Source organism: Pseudoalteromonas sp. B160 (assembly GCF_037162485.1).
Lineage (GTDB): Bacteria > Pseudomonadota > Gammaproteobacteria > Enterobacterales > Alteromonadaceae > Pseudoalteromonas > Pseudoalteromonas rhizosphaerae.
On record NZ_JARLUX010000001.1, the window covers coordinates 1,564,683 to 1,586,336 of the forward strand.

Annotated in this window: 19 protein-coding genes and 2 pseudogenes; 13 read left to right on the forward strand and 8 right to left on the reverse strand. The window is 41.1% G+C overall.

Features of this window, described 5'->3' with window-relative positions:
* The first annotated feature begins 132 nt into the window (after positions 1-132).
* Positions 133-1,173: a phospholipase A gene (locus tag P4S61_RS07210; protein ID WP_182758040.1), complete on the forward strand. Its 1,041-nt coding sequence runs from the start codon at positions 133-135 to the stop codon at positions 1,171-1,173.
* A 52-nt stretch (positions 1,174-1,225) separates the two neighbouring features.
* Here P4S61_RS07210 and P4S61_RS07215 read toward each other — a convergent pair whose 3' ends face one another.
* Positions 1,226-2,119 carry a bifunctional GNAT family N-acetyltransferase/hotdog fold thioesterase gene (locus P4S61_RS07215; RefSeq protein ID WP_145237973.1) on the reverse strand — a complete coding sequence of 298 codons (894 nt, stop codon included), beginning with the start codon at positions 2,117-2,119 and terminating at the stop codon, positions 1,226-1,228.
* Between the two features lie 217 nt (positions 2,120-2,336).
* Here P4S61_RS07215 and P4S61_RS07220 point away from each other — a divergent pair.
* Positions 2,337-3,025 (forward strand): annotated as a pseudogene (locus tag P4S61_RS07220) (spermidine synthase).
* Positions 3,026-3,038: 13 nt separating this feature from the next.
* Here P4S61_RS07220 and dtd read toward each other — a convergent pair.
* From dtd to P4S61_RS07235, 3 genes are read right to left on the reverse strand one after another with little or no spacing between them, the layout of a single operon-like run.
* Positions 3,039-3,476 carry a D-aminoacyl-tRNA deacylase gene (gene dtd / locus P4S61_RS07225; protein ID WP_182732350.1) on the reverse strand — a complete coding sequence of 146 codons (438 nt, stop codon included), beginning with the start codon at positions 3,474-3,476 and terminating at the stop codon, positions 3,039-3,041.
* Positions 3,464-4,417 carry an alpha/beta fold hydrolase gene (locus P4S61_RS07230; RefSeq protein WP_145237966.1) on the reverse strand — a complete coding sequence of 318 codons (954 nt, stop codon included), beginning with the start codon at positions 4,415-4,417 and terminating at the stop codon, positions 3,464-3,466. Before P4S61_RS07230 ends, dtd begins: the two co-directional genes overlap by 13 nt.
* A 32-nt stretch (positions 4,418-4,449) precedes the next feature.
* Positions 4,450-5,343: a virulence factor BrkB family protein gene (locus P4S61_RS07235; RefSeq protein WP_145237963.1), complete on the reverse strand. Its 894-nt coding sequence runs from the start codon at positions 5,341-5,343 to the stop codon at positions 4,450-4,452.
* 88 nt (positions 5,344-5,431) lie between these two features.
* Here P4S61_RS07235 and P4S61_RS07240 point away from each other — a divergent pair, with 88 nt between their 5' ends.
* Positions 5,432-6,088: a DUF2959 domain-containing protein gene (locus P4S61_RS07240; protein ID WP_337118028.1), complete on the forward strand. Its 657-nt coding sequence runs from the start codon at positions 5,432-5,434 to the stop codon at positions 6,086-6,088.
* Between the two features lie 177 nt (positions 6,089-6,265).
* Complete coding sequence (locus P4S61_RS07245; protein ID WP_337118029.1) at positions 6,266-7,357, forward strand: MBL fold metallo-hydrolase; 1,092 nt, start codon at positions 6,266-6,268, stop codon at positions 7,355-7,357.
* On the opposite strand, the gene P4S61_RS07250 is transcribed toward P4S61_RS07245, so the two are convergent.
* Entirely contained in the window at positions 7,352-7,627 is a 276-nt protein-coding gene (locus P4S61_RS07250) for a hypothetical protein (protein ID WP_337118030.1), read from the reverse strand. The two genes, P4S61_RS07245 and P4S61_RS07250, sit on opposite strands and share 6 nt — an antisense overlap.
* Before the next feature lie 194 nt (positions 7,628-7,821).
* Here P4S61_RS07250 and P4S61_RS07255 point away from each other — a divergent pair, with 194 nt between their 5' ends.
* On the forward strand, positions 7,822-8,550 hold the full coding sequence (locus P4S61_RS07255) for a CBM9 family sugar-binding protein (protein ID WP_145237951.1): 729 nt from the start codon (positions 7,822-7,824) through the stop codon (positions 8,548-8,550).
* A 485-nt stretch (positions 8,551-9,035) separates the two neighbouring features.
* Here P4S61_RS07255 and typA read toward each other — a convergent pair whose 3' ends face one another.
* Positions 9,036-10,859, reverse strand: a complete 1,824-nt coding sequence (gene typA, locus P4S61_RS07260) for a translational GTPase TypA (protein WP_145237948.1) — start codon at positions 10,857-10,859, stop codon at positions 9,036-9,038.
* A 519-nt stretch (positions 10,860-11,378) separates the two neighbouring features.
* On the opposite strand from typA, the gene glnA reads away from it, so the two are divergent.
* The 5 genes and pseudogenes from glnA (at position 11,379) to P4S61_RS07285 (ending at position 16,481) form a co-directional block, all read left to right on the forward strand.
* Entirely contained in the window at positions 11,379-12,785 is a 1,407-nt protein-coding gene (gene glnA / locus P4S61_RS07265; protein WP_145237945.1) for a glutamate--ammonia ligase, read from the forward strand.
* Positions 12,786-12,917: 132 nt separating this feature from the next.
* Complete coding sequence (locus P4S61_RS07270) at positions 12,918-13,430, forward strand: DUF4124 domain-containing protein (RefSeq protein ID WP_246175485.1); 513 nt, start codon at positions 12,918-12,920, stop codon at positions 13,428-13,430.
* A 90-nt stretch (positions 13,431-13,520) separates the two neighbouring features.
* Positions 13,521-14,591 (forward strand): nitrogen regulation protein NR(II), encoded by a 1,071-nt coding sequence (gene glnL, locus P4S61_RS07275; protein WP_145237942.1) that lies wholly within the window; start codon positions 13,521-13,523, stop codon positions 14,589-14,591.
* A gap of 18 nt (positions 14,592-14,609) precedes the next feature.
* Entirely contained in the window at positions 14,610-15,995 is a 1,386-nt protein-coding gene (ntrC, locus tag P4S61_RS07280; protein ID WP_145237940.1) for a nitrogen regulation protein NR(I), read from the forward strand.
* Between the two features lie 28 nt (positions 15,996-16,023).
* A pseudogene (locus P4S61_RS07285) lies at positions 16,024-16,481 on the forward strand (cyclic nucleotide-binding domain-containing protein).
* Here the strand turns inward: P4S61_RS07285 and P4S61_RS07290 are convergent.
* Entirely contained in the window at positions 16,478-17,140 is a 663-nt protein-coding gene (locus P4S61_RS07290; RefSeq protein ID WP_145237934.1) for a hypothetical protein, read from the reverse strand. The pseudogene P4S61_RS07285 and the gene P4S61_RS07290 sit on opposite strands and share 4 nt — an antisense overlap.
* A gap of 56 nt (positions 17,141-17,196) precedes the next feature.
* Positions 17,197-17,484: a hypothetical protein gene (locus tag P4S61_RS07295; protein ID WP_145237930.1), complete on the reverse strand. Its 288-nt coding sequence runs from the start codon at positions 17,482-17,484 to the stop codon at positions 17,197-17,199.
* 257 nt (positions 17,485-17,741) lie between these two features.
* On the opposite strand from P4S61_RS07295, the gene P4S61_RS07300 reads away from it, so the two are divergent.
* The 3 genes from P4S61_RS07300 to acnA all read left to right on the forward strand — a co-directional run bounded on the left by P4S61_RS07300 (position 17,742) and on the right by acnA (position 21,573).
* Positions 17,742-18,125 (forward strand): RNA-binding S4 domain-containing protein, encoded by a 384-nt coding sequence (locus P4S61_RS07300; protein WP_064667768.1) that lies wholly within the window; start codon positions 17,742-17,744, stop codon positions 18,123-18,125.
* Positions 18,126-18,201: 76 nt separating this feature from the next.
* Entirely contained in the window at positions 18,202-18,630 is a 429-nt protein-coding gene (locus P4S61_RS07305) for a hypothetical protein (protein ID WP_145237927.1), read from the forward strand.
* A 195-nt stretch (positions 18,631-18,825) separates the two neighbouring features.
* On the forward strand, positions 18,826-21,573 hold the full coding sequence (gene acnA / locus P4S61_RS07310) for an aconitate hydratase AcnA (protein ID WP_337118037.1): 2,748 nt from the start codon (positions 18,826-18,828) through the stop codon (positions 21,571-21,573).
* The last annotated feature ends 81 nt before the right edge of the window (positions 21,574-21,654 follow it).

Below are 21,654 nucleotides of genomic sequence, written 5' to 3' on the forward strand. Positions count from 1 at the left end.
TCAGTTACAGTAAATGCTGGATAAATGTATGGGATAGGTATCTTAGTCGTTTTATGATACTGAAATTAGCCTATTCTCATTTACGAAAAACACAATAGCTACTCTCTATTTGATTTTATCAAAGGAATAATAATGACTTGGCACTATGGGATCCTATTTACTGCACTATTATCAAGCACTGTATTCGCACAATCAGAATCAACAGCAAAAACCAACGAGCAAGATGATGATGTCGAGCTAGTAAAGCAATGTATTTTAAATGAGGCAATTGGCGGGGCTGGCGAGATGACGCTAGCACAACTGCGTGAAAAATGCTCATCACTTGATGAAAGCAAACAACTTACCGCACTCGATAAGCGCCAAGCACGCGAAGAAGTAAGTAAAGAAAACCGTAATGTTATTACCCCACACAAACGTAACTACATTTTACCTGTTTCTTATGTATCCCACCCAAACAATAGCTCGTTTGAAGCGTATGACGAACTAACCGGTGAAAAACAAGATGAACCACTCGATAACTTAGAAGCAAAATATCAGCTTTCAATTAAGGTACCTATTTTCGATGATTTTTCTGATGAAGACCAGGCTATATTTTTTGCCTTTACATTACAGTCATATTGGCAGCTTTATAACAAAGAAAGCTCCTCACCATTTCGTGAGACCAACTATGAGCCAGAAATTTTTTGGGTTAATTATTTAGATAAGAAGCACGTTCCATGGGGCGACGAAATGGCAGTAGTCCTTGGTATTTCGCATCAATCTAACGGTAATAGTCAGCCTCAGTCGCGCTCATGGAACCGTATTTATGCAAACTTTCTGTGGGAAAACGATGGCTATGTGTTTAGCTTTAAACCTTGGTACCGTATTTCAGAAAGCGAGAAGGAAACGCCATTAGATCCAAGAGGTGATGATAACCCTGATATTTACAAATACATGGGTTACTTTGAATTTAGCGGTGCATATCGACTTAATGATCATGAATTTAGTTTTATGACACGTAACAACTTAAATTCAGACAATCGTGGCGCAATTCAACTTGATTGGTCATTCCCGTTATGGGGCCGAGTTCGCGGTTACGCCCAATACTTCAACGGCTACGGTGAAAGTTTAATTGATTATAACGCTGACATAGAACGTATTGGCGTGGGTATATTATTAACTGATTTACTATAAAAAAAGGCCAAGCAATTGCTTGGCCTTATCTTTTGTTTGCTCTGAATTCTAACTACTTAATAATTCTAAATGTACCTTCAAACTCAGCAACCAGTAACTCACCATCGTAGATTTCCACTGGCACTACATAGCTCGCTTTACCTTCTGACTCTAACTCGGCTAATTTACCCTTACAGCCGCTTAAATCAACGCTGCCACGAGGGTCGTTATTAAGCGGTTTTAAATATTTAATATTAGCATCAGCTAACACAATATTACCTTCAAGCCCGGCTTCTTTGAGTGCTAAATAAGTCGCGCCCCAGCCGGTTAACGTCGCTAAACTATAAATAGAGCCAGCAAACATAGTGTTATGCAAGTTTAAGTTCGCATTTAAATCTGCACTGGTGGTAAATTGCCAATCAGTGTAACTTTCAACTTTAATGCCCATAGCATCGCTGATCGGAATAGATTCGCGCCAGGTATTTTGCAGAACTTGGGTCCAATTGGGATGGCGGAACCAGCCTGGCTCAGACGGTTTTTGTTTCACCATTTTCCAGTGTTGTACATCATCGTAAGCTAAGTGAGCCTTTTCTTTTAATTCATAACCATGACGTTTGTAAAATTCTAATGCTCGTTCACGAGCGAATAAAACTAACTCATCGGCGTCTTGAGTCCAGGCTATTTTCTCGAGCTCATGCAATAAACGGCTACCAATGTGTTGATTACGGTTACCTTGTGCAACGGCCATATAACGGACTTGCGCTTGTTGTTGATTATTAAAATGCAGTCGTGCAACACCTAACACTGCCCCCTCTTTATTTTTAATAAAGCGATGCTCAGCATCTTGCTCTAAATCATCCTGCTCAGAACCACGCGGTTCATTCCAAGGCGCGCGCAATACTTGCCAACGTAATTGATAATACGCTTGCCAATCTTCGCTACTTTGTGGTGTTGTCACCTGAAACATAATCACTCCTGTTGCTACCAAGGCCGCAAACGCTTGCTAATTCAAGATGCGTTTATCTAACTAAAAATGCGGTCAGTTATTATTTGCAAACTACCATACTCCATCTGGTAAAAACTTGGAATACGACTTTGGTGAGCAACGCAAAATAACTGCTTTACCTGTAAAACTTGATAGACATATTGGCACTTTAGATTGACTCGTCTATGCTGATGTAACTATGGAACATTTTTTTGAAGACAACGGGGCAGTAAAACACAGCTTTATCGAAGATTGTCACCGTATCGGGCAACTACTCTATTGGCACAAATATGGCGCCGATTGCATTCAGGTACGCCAACATAAGCAGTTACGTTGGTTATTGATCAACGAAACACTACAGTCAGTGGTCGAGAAAAGCAGCCCAAGCCATTTGCTGTTTCCGCATTTACAATATTTAGCGCAATTATGGCAACCACTCCGGCACCAAACGCCGTACTTGAACTGGGCTTAGGTGGCGGCGCTATCCGCAATTACTTACAACACACCTACCCTGATAGTCAGCTACTTTCTGTAGAGAAAAATCCGAATATCATTCATTGCTATAAGCGTTTTTTTGGTGGTGAGCATGCATCGAATTTACGCTGTTTTGATGCTGAAGCTGTATTAGAGCATGGCCCACAATACGATTGGATCATTCTTGACCTATTTAGCCAATTAGATGCGCCGTTATTTTTATACAAACACCGCTTTTATGAAAAACTGCGCTGTGCTTTAACTAAAAATGGCTATTTATTTATTAATTTTTTATCTGGTCATGAATCACAATTAAAGCAGTTAGAACATTTGCTGATCACCACTTTTGGTAAAATACCTAGCATCGAAAAAATTCCAGGTTATGCCAACAACATCGTGGTGATCAGAAAATAACTGCTAGCCTTAACTACACTGTTAAATTAAATGTCACTGGCCCATCATTACATAAACTGACTTGCATATCCGCAGCAAATTGCCCTGTAGCTACGCTTAACCCCATAACTCTAGCTTGGCTAACAAAGTATTCGTATAGCTCATTAGCTTGTGCAGGTGTGGCTGCTGATGAAAAACTTGGCCGCATGCCTTTTTTAGTATCTGCCGCCAGAGTAAATTGCGATACCACCAATAACTCACCTTGAATATCTTGCAGGCTTAAATTCATTTTGTCGTTTTCATCGCTAAATACGCGGTAATTGCTAACTTTATGTAGCAGCTTATCAGTGCTTTGTTGATCATCATGCTTTTCAACCCCAAGCAACAATAAAAGCCCCTGCTCAATTTGACCAATTACCTGACCATCCACTTCAACTTTTGCGTGTTTTACGCGCTGAATTAATCCTTGCATCTATTCCTCGATAATTTGATACACATAAGATCGGCTGCACGCCGCACTGCCGCTAAATATACATTACTATCAACACCATGCCCAACACCATCTAAAATAAGTAACTGTGCGTTGAGTTGCTCAGCTAAATGCTGTACGGCATTAAAACGACACACTAAATCATGCCTGCCATGAATAAACCAAGTAGGAATTTTACTAATTTTTTTATAGTGTTCACCAATGAAGTTATCAGTAATAAAACACTGAGCAGTAAAGTAATGGACCATTAAACGCGCCATATTAAGCCCCAACTGTGGTGAACTTAACCCCCATTGATGTTGCTGTTTACCATGGCTTAATACGTTTTCCCATTGGCACCATAATTTAGCAAAGTGATTTGCATTAATTTGATTATCATCATTTAATTGCCGCCGATAAAACGCAAAAATGCTGGCAACATCAGGTAAATCCTGAGAAAAACGCGCATATAATTCAGGATAAAAATGTGCAGCAGCACCATGACGACTATATAGCCACTGAAAATCGGCTGAAGTAGCTAAAAACGTGCCTCGTAAAATTAACCCATGTACATGTTGAGTGTGTTCGATGGCATACAGCAAACACAGAGTTGCTCCCCACGAACCACCGCTTAACACCCACTTTTCTAGTCCTAAGTAAGTGCGTAAATAATCAAGGTCAGCGACCAGTTCTGTGGTTGTATTAGCGCTAGTTAAATGAGGCGTTGATTGCCCGCAGCCGCGTTGGCTATATAAAATAATACGATAACGGGTAGGATCAAAGAAACGGCAATTATCAGCATGTAAACCTACGCCGGGCCCGCCATGGCAAATTACCACCGGCAAGCCAGCTGGATCACCGAACTCTTGTACATGAATTTGGTGCCCACTTCCCACACTCAAATGAAAATCATGGTATGGGGTAATATTTGGATATAACTGCATAATGCCGATTCTCCTATCAGCGATGCAGTGAATTACTTATTAGCATCGCCCTCATCAAGGATAATATCGGGTGTATCTTCGATATTTTTAGGGCCAATACATACTGTAAACTCTGCACCGAGTAACACAACCACCCACGACAAATACACCCACACAAATAAAATTGGAATAGTTGCCACCGCACCATAAATCACTTCGTATGAAGGAAAGTGACTGATATAAAGCGCAAAACCTTTTTTAGTTAATTCAAACAACAAGGCTGCAAATAAAGCACCTGGTACTGCAGCTTTAAAAGATACGCGAGTATTAGGCACTAAAGTATAGAGCATAATAAAGCCAGCCATAGAAATTAAATAAGGCAGTAATTTTAATAAAAAGCCACTAAAGCCCGGAATCCCCTGATCGGCAAATGATACTAACGACACAATATATGAAGTAACACCAATACTTGCGCCTAATAACAATGGCCCTAAACTCAACACCATCCAATATACCGCGAAAGAAATCATCATTGGTCGCTTGGTTTTAATTCGCCAAATTCGATTCAGCGTCGCATCAACATTACGGATCAGTAGCAATGCTATCGCTGCAAGAAAACCAATACCTACAGCGGTCATTTGATTGGCATTACCTGCAAAAGACGTTATATGCTCTTTAATTACATCTGATGAGGTAGGCACAAAGTTAGTAAATAAAAAGTTTTCAATAGCAATACGGGTATCTTCAAAGCCAGGAAAAGCCGAGAAAATAGCCACGCCAACTGCAATTAAAGGAACCAATGAAAGTAAGGTTACATAGGCTAAATAACCAGCATTTACAGTAATTTGGTCGTCAATGCAGCGATTAATATACTGCATCCACCACGTTGGCTGCTGACGTATAAGTACCCTCAACTGCTGTTTATAATGTGCGACCTTTTCATTCATAAAGTTAACTTTCTGCTAAAATAGTTTTGATTATCATAGCAATCCACCACATAATTTACAGCACTAACGGATTTAAAAAGGGATCTCGATGAAAAAACTGACTTTACTCAGCGCACCAATATTGGCCTTATCACTGGCTTTATCTGGCTGCCAATCTGCATATTACTCGGCTATGGAATCAGTTGGTGTGCATAAGCGTGACATTTTAGTGGACCGCGTAGAAGCAACTAAAGAGTCTCAAGAAGAGTCTCAAGAGGAATTCCAATCTGCACTTGAACGTTTAACAACATTGATTAACTTTGATGGTGGAGATGTACAAGCAGCCTATGACCAACTCAATGATGACTACGAATCTAGCCTTGCGGCTGCTAATGACGTTACAAATAACATCAACAAAGTTGAAGATGTAGCTGAAGCATTGTTTGAAGAATGGAACGATGAATTAGAACAATATTCTAACGCTTCACTTAAACGTGAAAGTAATAAAAAGCTCACCGCAACCAAACGTGACTTTGATAAACTGTTACGCTCTATGCGTAATGCTGAAAGCAAGATGGAGCCGGTACTGTCATCACTGCATGACAATGTTTTATACTTGAAGCATAACCTTAATGCACAAGCTGTATCAGCCATTCAAGGTGAATTCACTAATCTTAAGCGCGACATCAAAGTGTTAATGGATGACATGAACAAGTCGATTGCTGATTCAAATAAATTTATTGAGCAAATGAGTAAAGCAGGCTAAATCAGCTGTGAGTTTGCCTGTCACTTATCAAGAGCGCTAGTTTGCTAGTCGCAGAGTAATCAAAGCCTACATTTATGTAGGCTTTTTTGTTGTTATATCTTGTTACTTTTTAAGTGTTTTTTCATCGGCTATTTTTGCTACAATTCTACCTAATTAGAATTATAAAAACATTAAACAATGAAAATACGTGCAGTTAGTTTAATTATCGCATCAAGTTTATTAGCTGCGTGTAGCACTGCCAATCATGTGCAAAGAATTGCAGGCGCTGATACTGTTGTGCCTCTTCATCAAGAGGGTGAACAGGCTGGGCGCTACCACAACCTCTATCCAGGGAAAAAAACCTATACGATTAGCTGCGAAAGTGATTGTTACCCAAGTAATGCTAACTTGATATGTGAAACTCCGGGTGAAAACTGCCTCTATCAAGGCGCGCAACTAGCACCACAACTAAATACCGGCTACACAGTTCGCTGGCTCGGTCACGCCGGGTTTATGATCAACACTCCTAACGGCCAGCAAGTTGTATTTGACCCAGTAAAAGAGCAATTTGACTCCCCTGTTGATTTAGCTTTTCGGCTTGCATCTGGGTTTTATCGTAAGCCTGGGGACTGGCTTAGCGAAAGTGAACTTAACAATCTAGACGCAGTAATTTATTCTCATATTCATTACGATCACTTCAATAAAGCAGACATTGAAAGCATCGGTAATAAACCTCGCTACTTAACACCACTTGGTATGGCAGATAACTTTCCTACCGGTGGTTTTAATATTAGCGAAATGGCGTGGTATGCAAAAACTAAAATTGATGATTTAACCATTCATGCGCTACCTGCGCATCATTTTAGCAGTCGTGTGTTAGTGCCCTTTATTTACGAAGATAACGATAAAGATTTATGGAATGGCTGGTTACTTGAGCAAAATGGCAGCACTTTATTTTTTGCAGGCGACACAGGCTATTCAAAACACTTTAACGATATACAGAAAAAATATGGCGCTATCGATGTGTGCTTAATGCCAATCGCCTCGTACTACCATGAAGAAAACGGTAACTGGTATCGTTATGTACATACTACTCCTGAGGATGCCTTAACAGCCGCACAGGAGCTTAACTGTAAAGTTATGATACCTTGGGGCTATGGCAACTCAAGTTGGAAGATGGGCGATCACAGCAGCCATTCTGCATTGCTGCGCTTATTGCATATGTATGATGAGATGAAGTCACAAATCCCGCTGTATATTCTAAATGAAGGGCAAAGTGTCGCACTATAAAACGGCACTTGGGTACTGATACGATTGCTCTTCCGCCTTACATTCATCATCACCGAGAGAGCGATTTATTGGCCCAAGTAACATACTAAAAAAACCATTAATTATATTCGCTGTTTGGTGTGTCTCTGAGCTATCAAGCGAGTGGTTCTGCACTTGCCGTTGCTGACTTTGCACACTACCAACAACAAAGTCACAACCCGAGCTCATTACTTGCGAAGAAGTACAACCAGATAACAACATAGCCACAATCAACAACAATACGTTAGCCACAATTATTCCTTTTATATTAATTCTAGTAGTGCCATTACTTTACCTGTTAACTGAGCGAGAAAATGTAAAAAACTGTATTCACTTACGATCCATTACTATCACTAATTTTATACCTGAACATTCTGTCTGTTGTTTTCAATTTTTGTTTCAGTCACTATTGAACCACAAACAAAATAAGAAACTTTGAGAATTAGATGAAAACAGCCGCGCTTACCTTAGGCCTATTAATGAGCAACGCCGCTATGGCTATCGATGTAGAGCATACAGCAACACCAATTACTATTGACGGTGTATCTGAAAGCGCATGGGACCAAGCAAAATGGCAGCCTATGCCTTTTCTTATGGATGGCACCTTGCCTGACTCAGATAAAGACTTTAAAGGCCGCTACAAGTTACTTTGGGATGAAAACTACCTGTATTTACAAGCCGATATTGTGGATGATGTACTAATTGATACCCATCCAGATCCTACCGATAAGTACTGGGACGATGATGCCTTAGAAGTGTTTATTGATAGCGACGCAGCTGGCGGTAACCATCAGTTCAATCATACTGCGTTTGCCTATCACATTGGTCTTGATAACCAAGCTGCCGATTTCGGAGCTGATAAAAAACCCCATTTATACACAGATCATTTAATCAGCCACTGGCAACGAAACAGTACCGCCCCATATAACATCACATGGGAAGTAGCCATTAAGCTCTACCCGAATGATTTCCAAGAAGGTGTGCCAAACACCCCGCTTAAGTTAACGGCAAAGCAAGTAATCGGCTTTATGCTCGCCTACTGCGATAACGACGGCAGTAAAATTCGTGAGCACTTTATGGGTTCGCATGAAGTACAACCCGTAAATGGCAGCCGCAACCTAGGCTATATCGACGCCAGCGTATTTGGAAAGGTTACGTTATTACCGAAAAAGTGATAGGAGTTGGCGAGTCAACTAGAGTAAAGTTAGCAAGTTAAGCAAGGTTGGGTTGAGCGCAGCGAAACCCAACGAAAAAATACCCCGCTAACAAAAACAGGGGCTTTGCATTATCAGCTACTTTAAAAGCCCTTCCTCTTTTACTGCTCATTTTCTTCTCCTTGTGCAAAAAAATCTTTAAGTCAGTTATTCACAAAGAGGATAAGAGGCGCTGCACTTTTAGAGGAAAGAGGTTATGTTGCATGGTTTATAAAATCTAGCGGTTTTTACCTAATAGCTATACAAACACCAATCTAGCCAACTACGCTGTTCTAATCTGACCGCTTATAGCTTACAGCTCTTCCCCTCACAAACTTTACTCTCGCTAACTTTACTCTCGCTAACTTTCCCCTAGCTAACTTTACTCTCGCTAACTAATAACCACAAAAAAGCCGCTGTATTTTGCAATACAGCGGCTTTTAAAATCAGCTTAATTTATAAGGTGATTATCCTTTAGGCGCACGACCAGCACGTTTACGTTCGTTTTCTGTAAGATGACGCTTACGGATACGAATGTTTAGTGGTGTTACTTCAACTAGCTCGTCATCATCGATGAACTCAAGCGCTTGCTCAAGTGAGTAGTTTAGGTGCGGAGAAAGCGTTTGCGCTTCATCAGTACCAGATGCACGTACGTTAGTTAACTGCTTGCCTTTAAGGGCGTTAACTGTAAGGTCGTTATCACGGTTATGAATACCGATAACCATACCTTCGTATACTTCAACACCGTGACCGATGAATAAGCGACCACGTTCTTGTAAGTTGAATAATGCGTTAGTAAGTGCTTTACCTGTTGCATTTGCAATCATTACACCGTTCTTACGAACACCGATCTCGCCACCTTTGTGCGGACCGTAATGGTCGAAAGTATGGTACATAAGACCAGAACCTGATGTAAGCGTCATGAAATCAGTTTGGAAACCGATTAAACCACGACTTGGGATCATAAAGTCTAAACGCATACGACCTTTGCCATCTGGCGTCATATTTGTTAGTTCGCCTTTACGAAGACCAATTTGCTCCATTACAGAACCTTGGTGCTCATCTTGACAGTCAATTGTTACTGTTTCAAACGGTTCTTCTAGAACGCCATCAACAGTACGTAAGATTACTTCTGGACGAGAAACAGCTAGCTCGTAACCTTCACGACGCATGTTTTCGATTAAGATACCTAGGTGTAATTCACCACGACCAGATACACGGAAGCTATCTGGGCTAGCAGTATCTTCAACGCGAAGTGCTACGTTGTGTACTAATTCTTTGTCTAAACGCTCACGGATATTACGTGACGTTACAAACTTACCTTCTTTACCACAGAAAGGTGAGTTATTTACAGAGAATGTCATTGTTACAGTTGGCTCATCAACACTTAGTGGTGGTAATGCCTCAACGTTGCCAGGGAAACAAACTGTATCAGAAATCTTAAGCTCACCAATACCTGTTACTGTTACGATGTTACCAGCGTAAGCTTTATCAGTTTCGATACGCTCAAGGCCTAGGTAGCTTTGTACTGCGCCAATTTTACCATTACGTTTAGTACCATCGGCACTGATAATAGTAACTTGTTGGTTAGGAGCAACAGAACCACGTTTGATACGACCGATACCGACTACACCAACATATGAGTTGTAATCAAGTTGCGAAATCTGCATTTGGAAGTCACCTTCAGGATCTGCATCCGGTGGTGATACTTCGTCAACGATCATCTTGAACATAGGTTCCATGTTGTCTGATGGCTCGTCTAAATCTAATGTTGCCCAGCCGTTAATTGCTGATGCATAGATTACTTTAAAGTCTAACTGTTCGTCAGTTGCGCCTAGGTTGTCGAATAAATCAAAGATTTGATCCATAACCCAATCAGGACGTGCACCTGGTTTATCAATTTTATTGATAACAACGATTGGCTTTAAGCCTTGCGCGAATGCTTTTTGCGTAACGAAACGCGTTTGTGGCATTGGACCTTCTTGAGCATCAACAAGTAGTAATACTGAGTCAGCCATCGAAAGTACGCGTTCAACTTCACCGCCAAAGTCGGCGTGTCCAGGGGTGTCTACGATATTGATATGGTAGTCATTCCATGAAATGGCTGTGTTTTTAGCCAAAATGGTAATACCACGTTCTTTCTCAATGTCGTTTGAGTCCATCACGCGCTCTTCGTTACCGCCGCGTGTTTCTAATGTACCTGATTGCTCAAGTAGTTTGTCAACCAATGTTGTTTTACCGTGGTCAACGTGCGCGATAATCGCTATATTTCTTAACTTTTCGATGCTCATATTTTTACTCAGAGAAATTAAATTCTCATTGATCCTGCAAGATCTACGCACTCATCTGCGTTTTCACGAGATGTCCCAGCATAGGATTTAAAAGGGCGCATATTATCCCTTATTAATGACATGGATGAAAGTTTATCCAATATATATTTCAAAACTTTCTTTATACTTGCAATAAGTATCTGTTTTATATATGACATTTTAATTAATTTAATTTTTCAATTTGCCACTATTTTGCTCATTCCTAGCTATTATTGTCATAATTTGGCAGTATTTGGTGAGTAAGTTAGCTTTATGTTGGTGTTTATAATCTATACAATTTAGCGCCAAAGAGAAGTGACCACACTGACGCACCAAAATGATCACAAGCCGATCCAATATGGTGCAAAACATATAACAGCTGGATGTATAACTTATTTTTTAACCTTAAAAACAATGCACTATAAAAATGGCATAAAAGCCGCTTACTATAAAAGCAAAAGCAATTATGCAGCAAAATAAAACCCAACAGTTGGAGGACACATGTCACAATCGGTTTTAGATTTTATTAAAGAAAATGACGTTAAGTTCGTTGATTTACGCTTTACTGATACCAAAGGTAAAGAGCAACATGTTTCTATTCCTCATCACCAAGTAGATGAAGATTTCTTTGAAGACGGCAAAATGTTTGACGGTTCTTCAATTGCTGGTTGGAAAGGCATTAATGAATCAGACATGGTATTACTACCTGTTGCTGAGTCTGCTAAATTAGACCCTTTCACAGAAGAAGCTACTTTAATTTTACGTTGTGATGTTGTTGAACCTGGCACATTACAAGGTTATGAGCGTGATCCTCGTTCAGTTGCTAAGCGCGCTGAAGAGTACATGCGTTCGACTGGTATTGCTGATACCGTGCTATTTGGTCCTGAGCCAGAGTTCTTCGTATTTGATGACATCAAATACAAAACTGATATGTCAGGTTCAATGTACAAAATTGATTCTAAGCAAGCAGCTTGGAACTCAGATAAAAGCTACGAAGGCGGCAACACTGGCCATCGTCCAGGCGTGAAAGGTGGTTATTTCCCTGTTGCTCCAGTTGATGATTTCCAAGATTGGCGTTCAGCGACGTGTTTAGTTCTTGAAGAGCTAGGTCAAGTTGTAGAAGCGCATCACCACGAAGTGGCTACAGCTGGTCAAAACGAAATCGCAACTCGCTTTAACACTATGGTATTAAAAGCAGATGAAATCCAAGAAATGAAATATGTTATCCATAACATGGCTCATTTATATGGCAAAACAGCGACCTTCATGCCTAAGCCAATCGTTGGTGACAATGGTTCTGGTATGCACTGTCACCAGTCTTTAGCTAAAGACGGTGTTAACTTATTCGCAGGCGACAAGTACGGCGGTCTTTCTGAAGAAGCGCTTTACTACATCGGTGGTATTATCAAGCATGCTAAAGCAATCAATGCTTTTGCAAATGCGTCTACTAACTCGTACAAACGTTTAGTACCAGGCTTTGAAGCGCCAGTAATGCTTGCGTACTCTGCACGTAACCGTTCTGCATCAATCCGTATCCCAGTGGTTCCATCAGAAAAAGGTCGTCGTATCGAAGTACGCTTCCCAGATCCAACAGCTAACCCATACCTTGCTTTCTCTGCAATGCTTATGGCTGGCCTTGATGGTATCAAAAACAAGATCCACCCTGGCGATGCAATGGATAAAGATTTATACGACTTACCAGCAGAAGAAGCAGCAGAAATCCCAACAGTTGCAACTTCACTACAAGAAGCGCTTGCGTCTCTAGATGCTGACCGTGAGTTCTTAAATCAAGGTGGTGTATTCACTAACGATTTAATCGATGCTTACATTGCGCTTAAGTCTAAAGAAGTTGAAAAGCTTAACATGACGACTCACCCTGTTGAGTTCGAAATGTACTACAGCTGTTAATTAGGCTGTAGAAAAATTATCTTATAGATAATATATGTGTGTTCTCAAGGCCCGTTCTGCGGGCTTTTTTTATGGCTAATTTTCCCATTCTCCACTAAAGTTTAATTAGTGCAAAAAATGCAAGGTGACAAGGTGAAAAAGACGCTTTTATTACTAGTAACTCTGATTTTAATCAGCTTTTATGGCTATTCTGGCGATAAGAAAATTTATTCTTGGAAAGATAAAAATGGCGTATCAGTATTTTCAGATACTCCTAAACCAGGTGCGCAAGAAATCAAGCTCACCAATCAAAGTTTGTCGATGCCGACTGTTGATACAAGCATTTTAGATGAACAGCAACCAGCGGCTGTGAAAAGCTATAAAGCGGTTATTTCTTCCCCTGCCGATCAAGGCACTGTTCGTGAAAATACCGGTTCAGTGTATGTAACTAGCCGTATAACACCACGCTTTGAGAATGGTTTTAAAATTCAACTACTAGTTGATGGCGCACCGTACGCAGAACCTAGCAATATCAGTACTTTTGCCCTGCGCGAGGTAAACCGTGGCGAACACACATTGCAACTGAAGCTATTTGACCCACAAGGCTCTGTTGTCTCTGTTAGTCCAGTGAGCACATTTTATATGCATAGAGCATCGTCTTTATAAAAACCATGTATTTCTATCAAAGACCATAATTTACTTAAAATATTTGTGCTAAGCTGCTAATAATCATCAGCGCACTAAAATGGTGCAACCATGCCCGATAATAAAAATTTTAACCCTGAGTTACTAACTAGCATTTGGCAAAACCTGTCAACGGCAGTGATCTTACTTGATCAACAATTCACCCTTATTTACGCTAATAATAGCGCCAGTGAACTGTTAGGATTAGGCCCTAAACGTATCCTCAATCAACCTTTTGACAGTCTTTTTAATTACCATTCCATTGACCTTAAACGCATTGCACAATACTCTTTGGTAGATGGTGTAGATTGCCACCAGCACAGAGCTGACGTGGTTTTTGTTGATTCTCGTCATGCCAAACTGGCAATTAGTTCGCGTCGCGTGAAGTTACAAAATGAGTATTTTATTTTATTCGAGTGTCGCCAAACTGATGATGAAATTCGCCACGATCAAGCTTCTAATCAAATGCATCAATATCAAGCAGCACGTAACCTAATTAGAGGGCTTGCTCATGAAATCAAAAATCCTTTAGGCGGAATTCGCGGAGCGGCGCAATTATTGCAGTATGAGGTTGATCAGCAAGAACGGGATGAATGTGCAGAATTAATTATTGAACAAGCCGATCGCTTACGAGAGCTTGTTGACAGGCTACTGGGCCCGAATCAATTACCACAAAAGTCATACGGTAATATTCATCAAACCTTAGAGTCTGTAATTAAACTTAGTACATTAGATAATTGCGCCAATATTAGCTTGGAAAAAGATTACGACCCAAGTATACCTGATGTCTATATTGACCAAGGTAAAATTCAGCAAGTAGTACTTAACATCGTTCGAAATGCACAACAAGCGTTAGTCGGTGGTGGCGTGATAAAAATTAAAACACGTATTAATCACCAGCAACGTCGCCCTGGAAAAGCCCCTAAAAAGGCACTGCTGATCCAAATTTCAGATGACGGACCAGGTATCGATTCCAGCATCAAAGAGACATTATTTTACCCGATGATCACCAACAAAGAAGGTGGTTCTGGCTTAGGTCTCTCGATTGCACAAACCTTGATCGATCAACACAACGGCTATATAGAATGCGATAGCTGGCCAGGTCATACAGAGTTTAATATATATCTGCCTTTTGCGGATTAATCGGTTTTTGGAGTTTGCATGAAAACAGTTTGGCTGGTTGATGATGATGCATCTATTCGCTTTGTACTTGAAAAAGCACTAACTCGCGCAGGATTTAATGCTGAAAGTTTTTCTAATGCACAAGACGTTCTGTCAGCATTAAAGTTTAGCCAACCTACGGTACTGGTGTCTGATGTACGTATGCCTGGTATGGATGGTATGGCATTATTAGAACTGATCGCTGAACAAAACCCAGGCTTGCCAGTGATCATCATGACTGCGCATTCAGATTTAGATTCAGCGGTAAATGCGTTTCAAAAAGGTGCTTTTGAATACCTAGCCAAACCATTTGATTTAAATGAAGCCGTTGCGTTAGTAGAAAGCGCGTGTCGCGCTAACTCAACTAAAAAAGTAAAACGTAAACCCGCACCACCTAAGAGTGCCCATATCATTGGCGAAGCGCCAGCCATGCAAGAAGTATTTCGAGCAATAGGTAAGCTGTCAGCATCAAGTATGAGCGTACTTATCAATGGTGAATCTGGTACCGGTAAAGAATTGGTAGCCAGTGCTTTACATAACCACAGCCCACGCAAAGAAAACCAGTTTATTGCCTTAAACATGGCAGCTATTCCAAAAGAGTTGGTTGAATCAGAGCTATTTGGCCATGAAAAAGGCGCTTTTACTGGTGCTGATAGCGTACGTAAAGGTCGCTTTGAGCAAGCCAATGGCGGTACGCTATTCTTAGATGAGATTGGTGATATGCCGCTGGATGTACAAACCCGTTTGCTGCGTGTTTTAGCTGATGGTGAGTTTTACCGTGTTGGTGGCCATCAAAGTATTAAAGTTGATGTCCGGATCATTGCCGCGACTCACCAAAACCTTGAAGACTTAGTAAAACAAGGCAAATTCAGAGACGATTTATTTCATCGCTTAAATGTTGTGCGCCTGCGCCTACCTGCACTGCGTGAACGTACCGAAGACATTGAACGCTTAGCACAGCATTTTTTACATAAAAGCGCCAAAGACTTACAAGTCGAAAGCAAAATTCTCAGCTCAAAAGCCACCGACTTACTACGCTTGTTCAACTGGCCTGGCAATGTTCGTCAACTAGAGAACACTTGCCGTTGGCTTACCGTTATGGCTCCTGGCGAGCTTGTGAGTGAGCAAGACTTACCTCCAGAGATCTTAGCAATTGACGAGACTCAACAAGAGGGTGATTGGCTTGATGCCTTTCAACAATGGCTTAATCTAGAGCTTAAGCAAGGTAAAGAAAACATCTGGCCTAATGTACAAGCGCAATTAGAAACCCGCCTAATTAAAACCGCATTGGCAAACTGTGCAGGACATAAACAAGAAGCCGCAGTAAAAATAGGCTGGGGCCGCAATACATTGACCCGTAAATTAAAAGAGCGCAATATCAACTAACTTCCCTGCTCAAACGAAGGAAAATAAGTTGAAGTTAATCGAGCATATTCCATTAATAAAGCAGATGGAGATACTTAATAGGCTGAGTTTTTTAGAGAGTTCAGCCTCAATGAGCGCCAAGTATTACTGGAGTCATTCAGTCACTTATACTTGATCAATAAAGATCGCTTTGTGTTTAAACAGTTTGATAACGACAAACAACTGTATATCGTGCTCAGCGGCGCTATTGTGGTATTTAAACATAGTCATCTGATGGATTTAGGCACCATTGAACCAGGCGAATTTATTGGTGAAGGTGCGTTTATAAATAACCGCGAGCACAGCACCAGTGCTCGTGCTAAAAGCGATACCATAGTACTGGCGATTACCAGCGAAGCACTAATACGTTTACCAAATGTGATCCGCGAAAAAATTAAAGACCGCATTATCGAAGGGATGAGCGAGCGTATAGCCAAACTTAGTCACTACCTAGAATCACGGGGCTAATCCATATACACAACTTGCAGCGAGCAGTTTAACCAATGCGGCCCTGTAATGTGTGCGTTATAGCGAAATGTGTCTGAGGGCTTTTCCCCAAAAGGAGTAGCAACCAAAGGGCTTAAATGCGTGTATGACTGCGAAGTATCTCTATAATTGATGACTAAATAATTTTCATAACGCTGCCAAACTAACTGAGCGCGGGCACCATTTAGTAAAGCAAATTCAACCAAGTTATCAACAAATCTAACTTTGAGACCATTGTAACGATCTTCAACGCAACCAGTAGTTCGCATTTGTTCTGGCACATCAAAACCTAGCTCTATTTGCTCACCACGCAAGTAAAAGCCAATATTGCCATTGCTATAATGATGATTTGCCGCCGACACATAGTGTATCTGTGGCTGATAGCCCATTGCTTGCATAATATCAGCAAGCTGCTCGGTTTCAGCTGTAAGTAGCTTATCTTCGGAAGTTAACAGTGTCGCAGCGGCAAACTCTTTGGGGATTGGTAATTGAATAAACTGATACGGTAATGGTTGTTGCTGTAAGCGTATTGTTAGCTGTTGTTTTTCTAGCTCTGTTAACGCTTGCGTGTACACATATATTGTTGGTTGTTGGCACGCAGTTAGTAATAACAACATGCCAATTAAAATGCCATATTTCATAGTCACCTCGAATAGATTACAACTGTAGTCTATTCGAGGTGACTATTTATAGCAAGTTAATTCACTTGGCTATTGAGCCAAGCATCCACGCTTTTACGGGTATATAAAACATCCTTAAACAAGCGGTGTCGTTGAAACTCAAGTAGTTTTTCTTTGCTATTTTCACCACAACTTAATTGGCTGTGATTGTCGTTAAAACGTGAAATAAGCGAAAAGCCTCGCTCTGGTTGTTGCGATGCTTTCTTTGCAACCTGATTAAGCCGCGCACGCACATCATCTGCGGTCATAAAGTCAGAACCCTCTAAACCCATTAGCTCTTTTTTCATGGCTAGTCTTACGCCCATGTTAAATCTCCAGTACTGCGGCATTTGTAATAAAATGACCAACTAAATATCGAATTCGATTCGAACAGCAAATTGTAGGCCAGCTTTTCACGCGGATACTACGCTTGAATTACTACCGTTTTTTTAAAGACGGTAGAAAATTCGATATAGTTTCAGGTTAATTCTATTTAATGCCCTGTAGACTTTAGGCTGCTTGATGCAAAAGTCGCGCACAGCCTTTATACTACAGGCTGTGCCCTACCTTAATGAGATCAAACATGAACGACGAATATATTGAAATTGAATTAGAAGAAGAGCCAATTGAGCTATGCAAACTCTTAAAAGTTCTTGATTTAGTCGAAGGTGGCGGCCAAGCCAAAAACCTTATCACTGAAGGTTATGTTGGCGTTAACCATGAAATTTGTACAATCAAGCGGAAAAAATTATACAGTGGTGATGTGCTTGAATTTGATGGTGAGCTATTTAAGTTAACCCTAAGTGAAGATGCAACACCGGCGCAGCGTGCTGTGGAAAATACTCAATCTGAGAGTGTAAAAAGCCCTGTGCAAGAAACACCAGCGGCACCTAAAAACAAACGTAAACGTACTAAAAAGCCGAAAGTAGATGAAAAAACGGGCCGTCGTCCAATTTCATTTGGTTAATCACCAGCATAACTTGTAAAACAGTTTGAGGTCGTCTTTAATTACTTTCTAAATAACGACAAATAGAAAGCATTTTATGACGACTTCAACAGCCCCTACTTGGCTCAAAAGTGTTGCTTGGGCCGCATTAGTTTGGAATTTACTCGGGGTAATTGCATTTATTATGCAACTGCTTATGACACCTGAGATGATTAGTAAACTTCCTGCAGATCAACAAGCTGCATATTCAAATACCCCTTTATGGTCTACCTTAGCATTTGCTGTAGCCGTTTTTGCTGGCACATTAGGCTGTGTTTTCTTATTGCTTAAAAATGCCATTGCGCGAGCGTGTTTTGCGTTGTCTTTAATCGCGATTTTTATCCAGCAATTTTATAATTTTATCGTCATTAACAGTATTGCATTACTCGGTGCGAGTGCTGTATTTATGCCACTACTGGTGATCATCATCGCTGTTTTATTATTACAACTTAGTCATCGTGGCAAACAACAAGGCTGGCTGAGATAAAACATCACTGCAAGCTTGCGTTGTTTTGATTGGTTTTACTACCCATGGCTTGAAATCTAAATTTTCAGCATCATCTCAGTATCATAAACTGTCTACTAATCGTGCAATCTGATACTGGTATGCAGTTTGCATTTCACTATTTAAAAGAGGTTACATTTACCATTTAAGGACATTCATCTACTTTAGGGGCATATAATGAATAATAGTTTTGATACCCAAAAACAACTCACTATTAATGGCGAGCAGTTTCATATTCATTCACTGCAAGGATTAGGCGACAAAGCCAAACGATTGCCGTTCTCGCTGAAAATTCTACTAGAAAATTTATTACGCAATGAAGATGGCGTAAATATCAAAGCACAAGATATCGATGCATTATTAGATTGGGATCCTCAAGCTAAGCCAACTGCTGAGGTAGCATTTACGCCAGCACGCGTAGTAATGCAAGACTTTACCGGTGTGCCTGCAATCGTTGATTTAGCCGCAATGCGTGACGCCATGGAAAAACTCGGTGGCGATCCTGCGAAAATAAACCCACTCTCTCCTGCCGAATTGGTAATTGATCACTCTGTACAAGTAGATGGCTATGGTAATGATGGCTCATTTGATTTAAATGCCAAGCTAGAATATGAACGCAATAAAGAACGCTATGAGTTTTTACGTTGGGGGCAAACAGCCTTTGATAACTTAAAAGTAGTGCCGCCTGCAACAGGGATCGTTCACCAAGTGAATTTAGAATACCTGGCACGAGTGGTATTTAACGAAGACCGCAACGGGCAAAAATTTGCTTACCCAGATACCTTAGTTGGTACTGATTCTCATACTACCATGATCAATGGCTTAGGCGTGCTTGGCTGGGGTGTAGGTGGTATTGAAGCAGAAGCCGCAATGCTCGGCCAGCCAATTAGCTTGCTGATCCCACAAGTTGTGGGCATGAAGCTCAGTGGCCGCTTACCTGAAGGCACCACAGCGACCGATTTAGTGCTGACCGTTACTGAAATATTGCGTAAGCATGGCGTTGTCGGTAAATTTGTAGAATTTTATGGCGATGGCCTTGCTGATTTACCACTAGCCGACCGCGCAACCATAGCCAACATGGCACCGGAATACGGCGCTACCTGTGGTATTTTCCCTATCGATGATGAAACAATTAATTATCTTCGTTTAACCAACCGTGATGAAACACAGCTAAAACTGATAGAAGACTACGCAAAACATCAAGGTTTATGGCGCAACGATGGCGATGAAGCAAATTACACCGACAAGCTCGAATTAAACCTAAATGATGTAGTGCCAAGCCTTGCCGGTCCGAAACGTCCACAAGACAGAATTGCCCTTGATCAAGCTGGCGAAGTTATTGCCAATCATTTAAAAACCTTTCAAGATGAACGTCTTGCTAAGCGCGACGATAGTGATGAACAGCAATCACGAATTGAAGGTGAAGGCCCTGTCACTAATCCTGATGAGCCAACCAACGAAGCGCAATTTATGGGCGCAGCAAAGGTTAACTTTAAAGGGCAAGAATTTGAGTTAAAAGATGGCGCTTGTGTGATTGCTGCCATTACTAGCTGTACCAACACTTCTAATCCAAGTGTGATTTTAGCCGCTGGTTTAGTTGCGCAAAAAGCTCGCCAGTTAGGAATTAACGTAAAACCTTGGGTAAAAACATCACTGGCACCTGGCTCACAAGTGGTCACTGACTACTTAAAAAAAGCAGGCCTGATGGATGATTTAGATGCACTTGGCTTTAACCTAGTAGGTTATGGCTGCACTACCTGTATTGGTAACTCAGGTCCGCTTGCCGATGAGATCAGTGAGGCAATTCAACAACATAAATTAGTAGTAAGCTCTATTTTATCGGGTAACCGTAACTTTGAAGGACGTATTCACCAAGATGTGAAAATGAACTTTTTAGCCTCACCACCTTTAGTTGTCGCCTATGCGATTGCAGGTCGTACTGATATCGATGTTTATAACGAGCCACTTGCGCAAGATGCTAATGGTAACGATATTTACCTGAAAAATATTTGGCCTAGTGTCAGCGAAGTGAATGAACTGGTGAAAAAAACCGTCACTAAAGAAATGTTCGCTACCAGTTACGGTAATGTTTATAAGGGTGATGATCGCTGGCAACAAATCAAAATTCCTGATGGTAAACTTTATGACTGGGATGATGCCTCAACGTATATTAAAAAAGCGCCGTTTTTTGATGGCATGACGACAGAACCACCAGGCATCCCTACTATTACGGGTGCTCGCTGTTTAGCAAAACTTGGCGATTCCGTCACTACTGATCATATCTCCCCTGCTGGTGCAATTAAAGCAAGCGCGCCTGCTGGCGAATACTTACAAGAAAATGGCGTAGATAAATCGCAATTTAACTCATACGGTTCTCGCCGTGGTAATCATGAAGTAATGATGCGCGGTACATTTGCCAATGTACGCTTAAAAAACTTGCTTGCACCAGGCACCGAAGGCGGTGTAACGCGCACTCAACCTGATGATGAGCTTGCCAGTATTTACGATGCTGCAATGGCGTATCAACAGCAAGGCGTACCGCTCGTTGTGCTTGCCGGTGCTGAGTATGGTACGGGTTCATCACGAGACTGGGCAGCGAAAGGTTCGCTATTATTAGGTATTAAAGCGGTCATTGCGCAAAGTTATGAGCGTATTCATCGCTCGAACCTAATTGGTATGGGCGTGCTACCACTGCAATTTAAAGCAGGTGAGAGCCATGAATCACTGGGGTTAACAGGTCAAGAGCAGTTCGATATCGAAGGTCTCTACGATAAAACCAAGGAAGTTAGTGTCGTTGCCACTAATAGCGAAGGCAAAAAACTAAGCTTTAGTGCCGATGTCCGTATTGATACCCCCAAAGAGTGGGATTACTACAAACATGGCGGCATTTTACAGTATGTACTGCGTAATATGTTAACTAGCTAATTAATCTATAATATTAGGGCTTTGCAAAATTAATTTGCTTAGCCCTTAATTTTTTGATGTAAAACAAGTCAGCTTACTCAT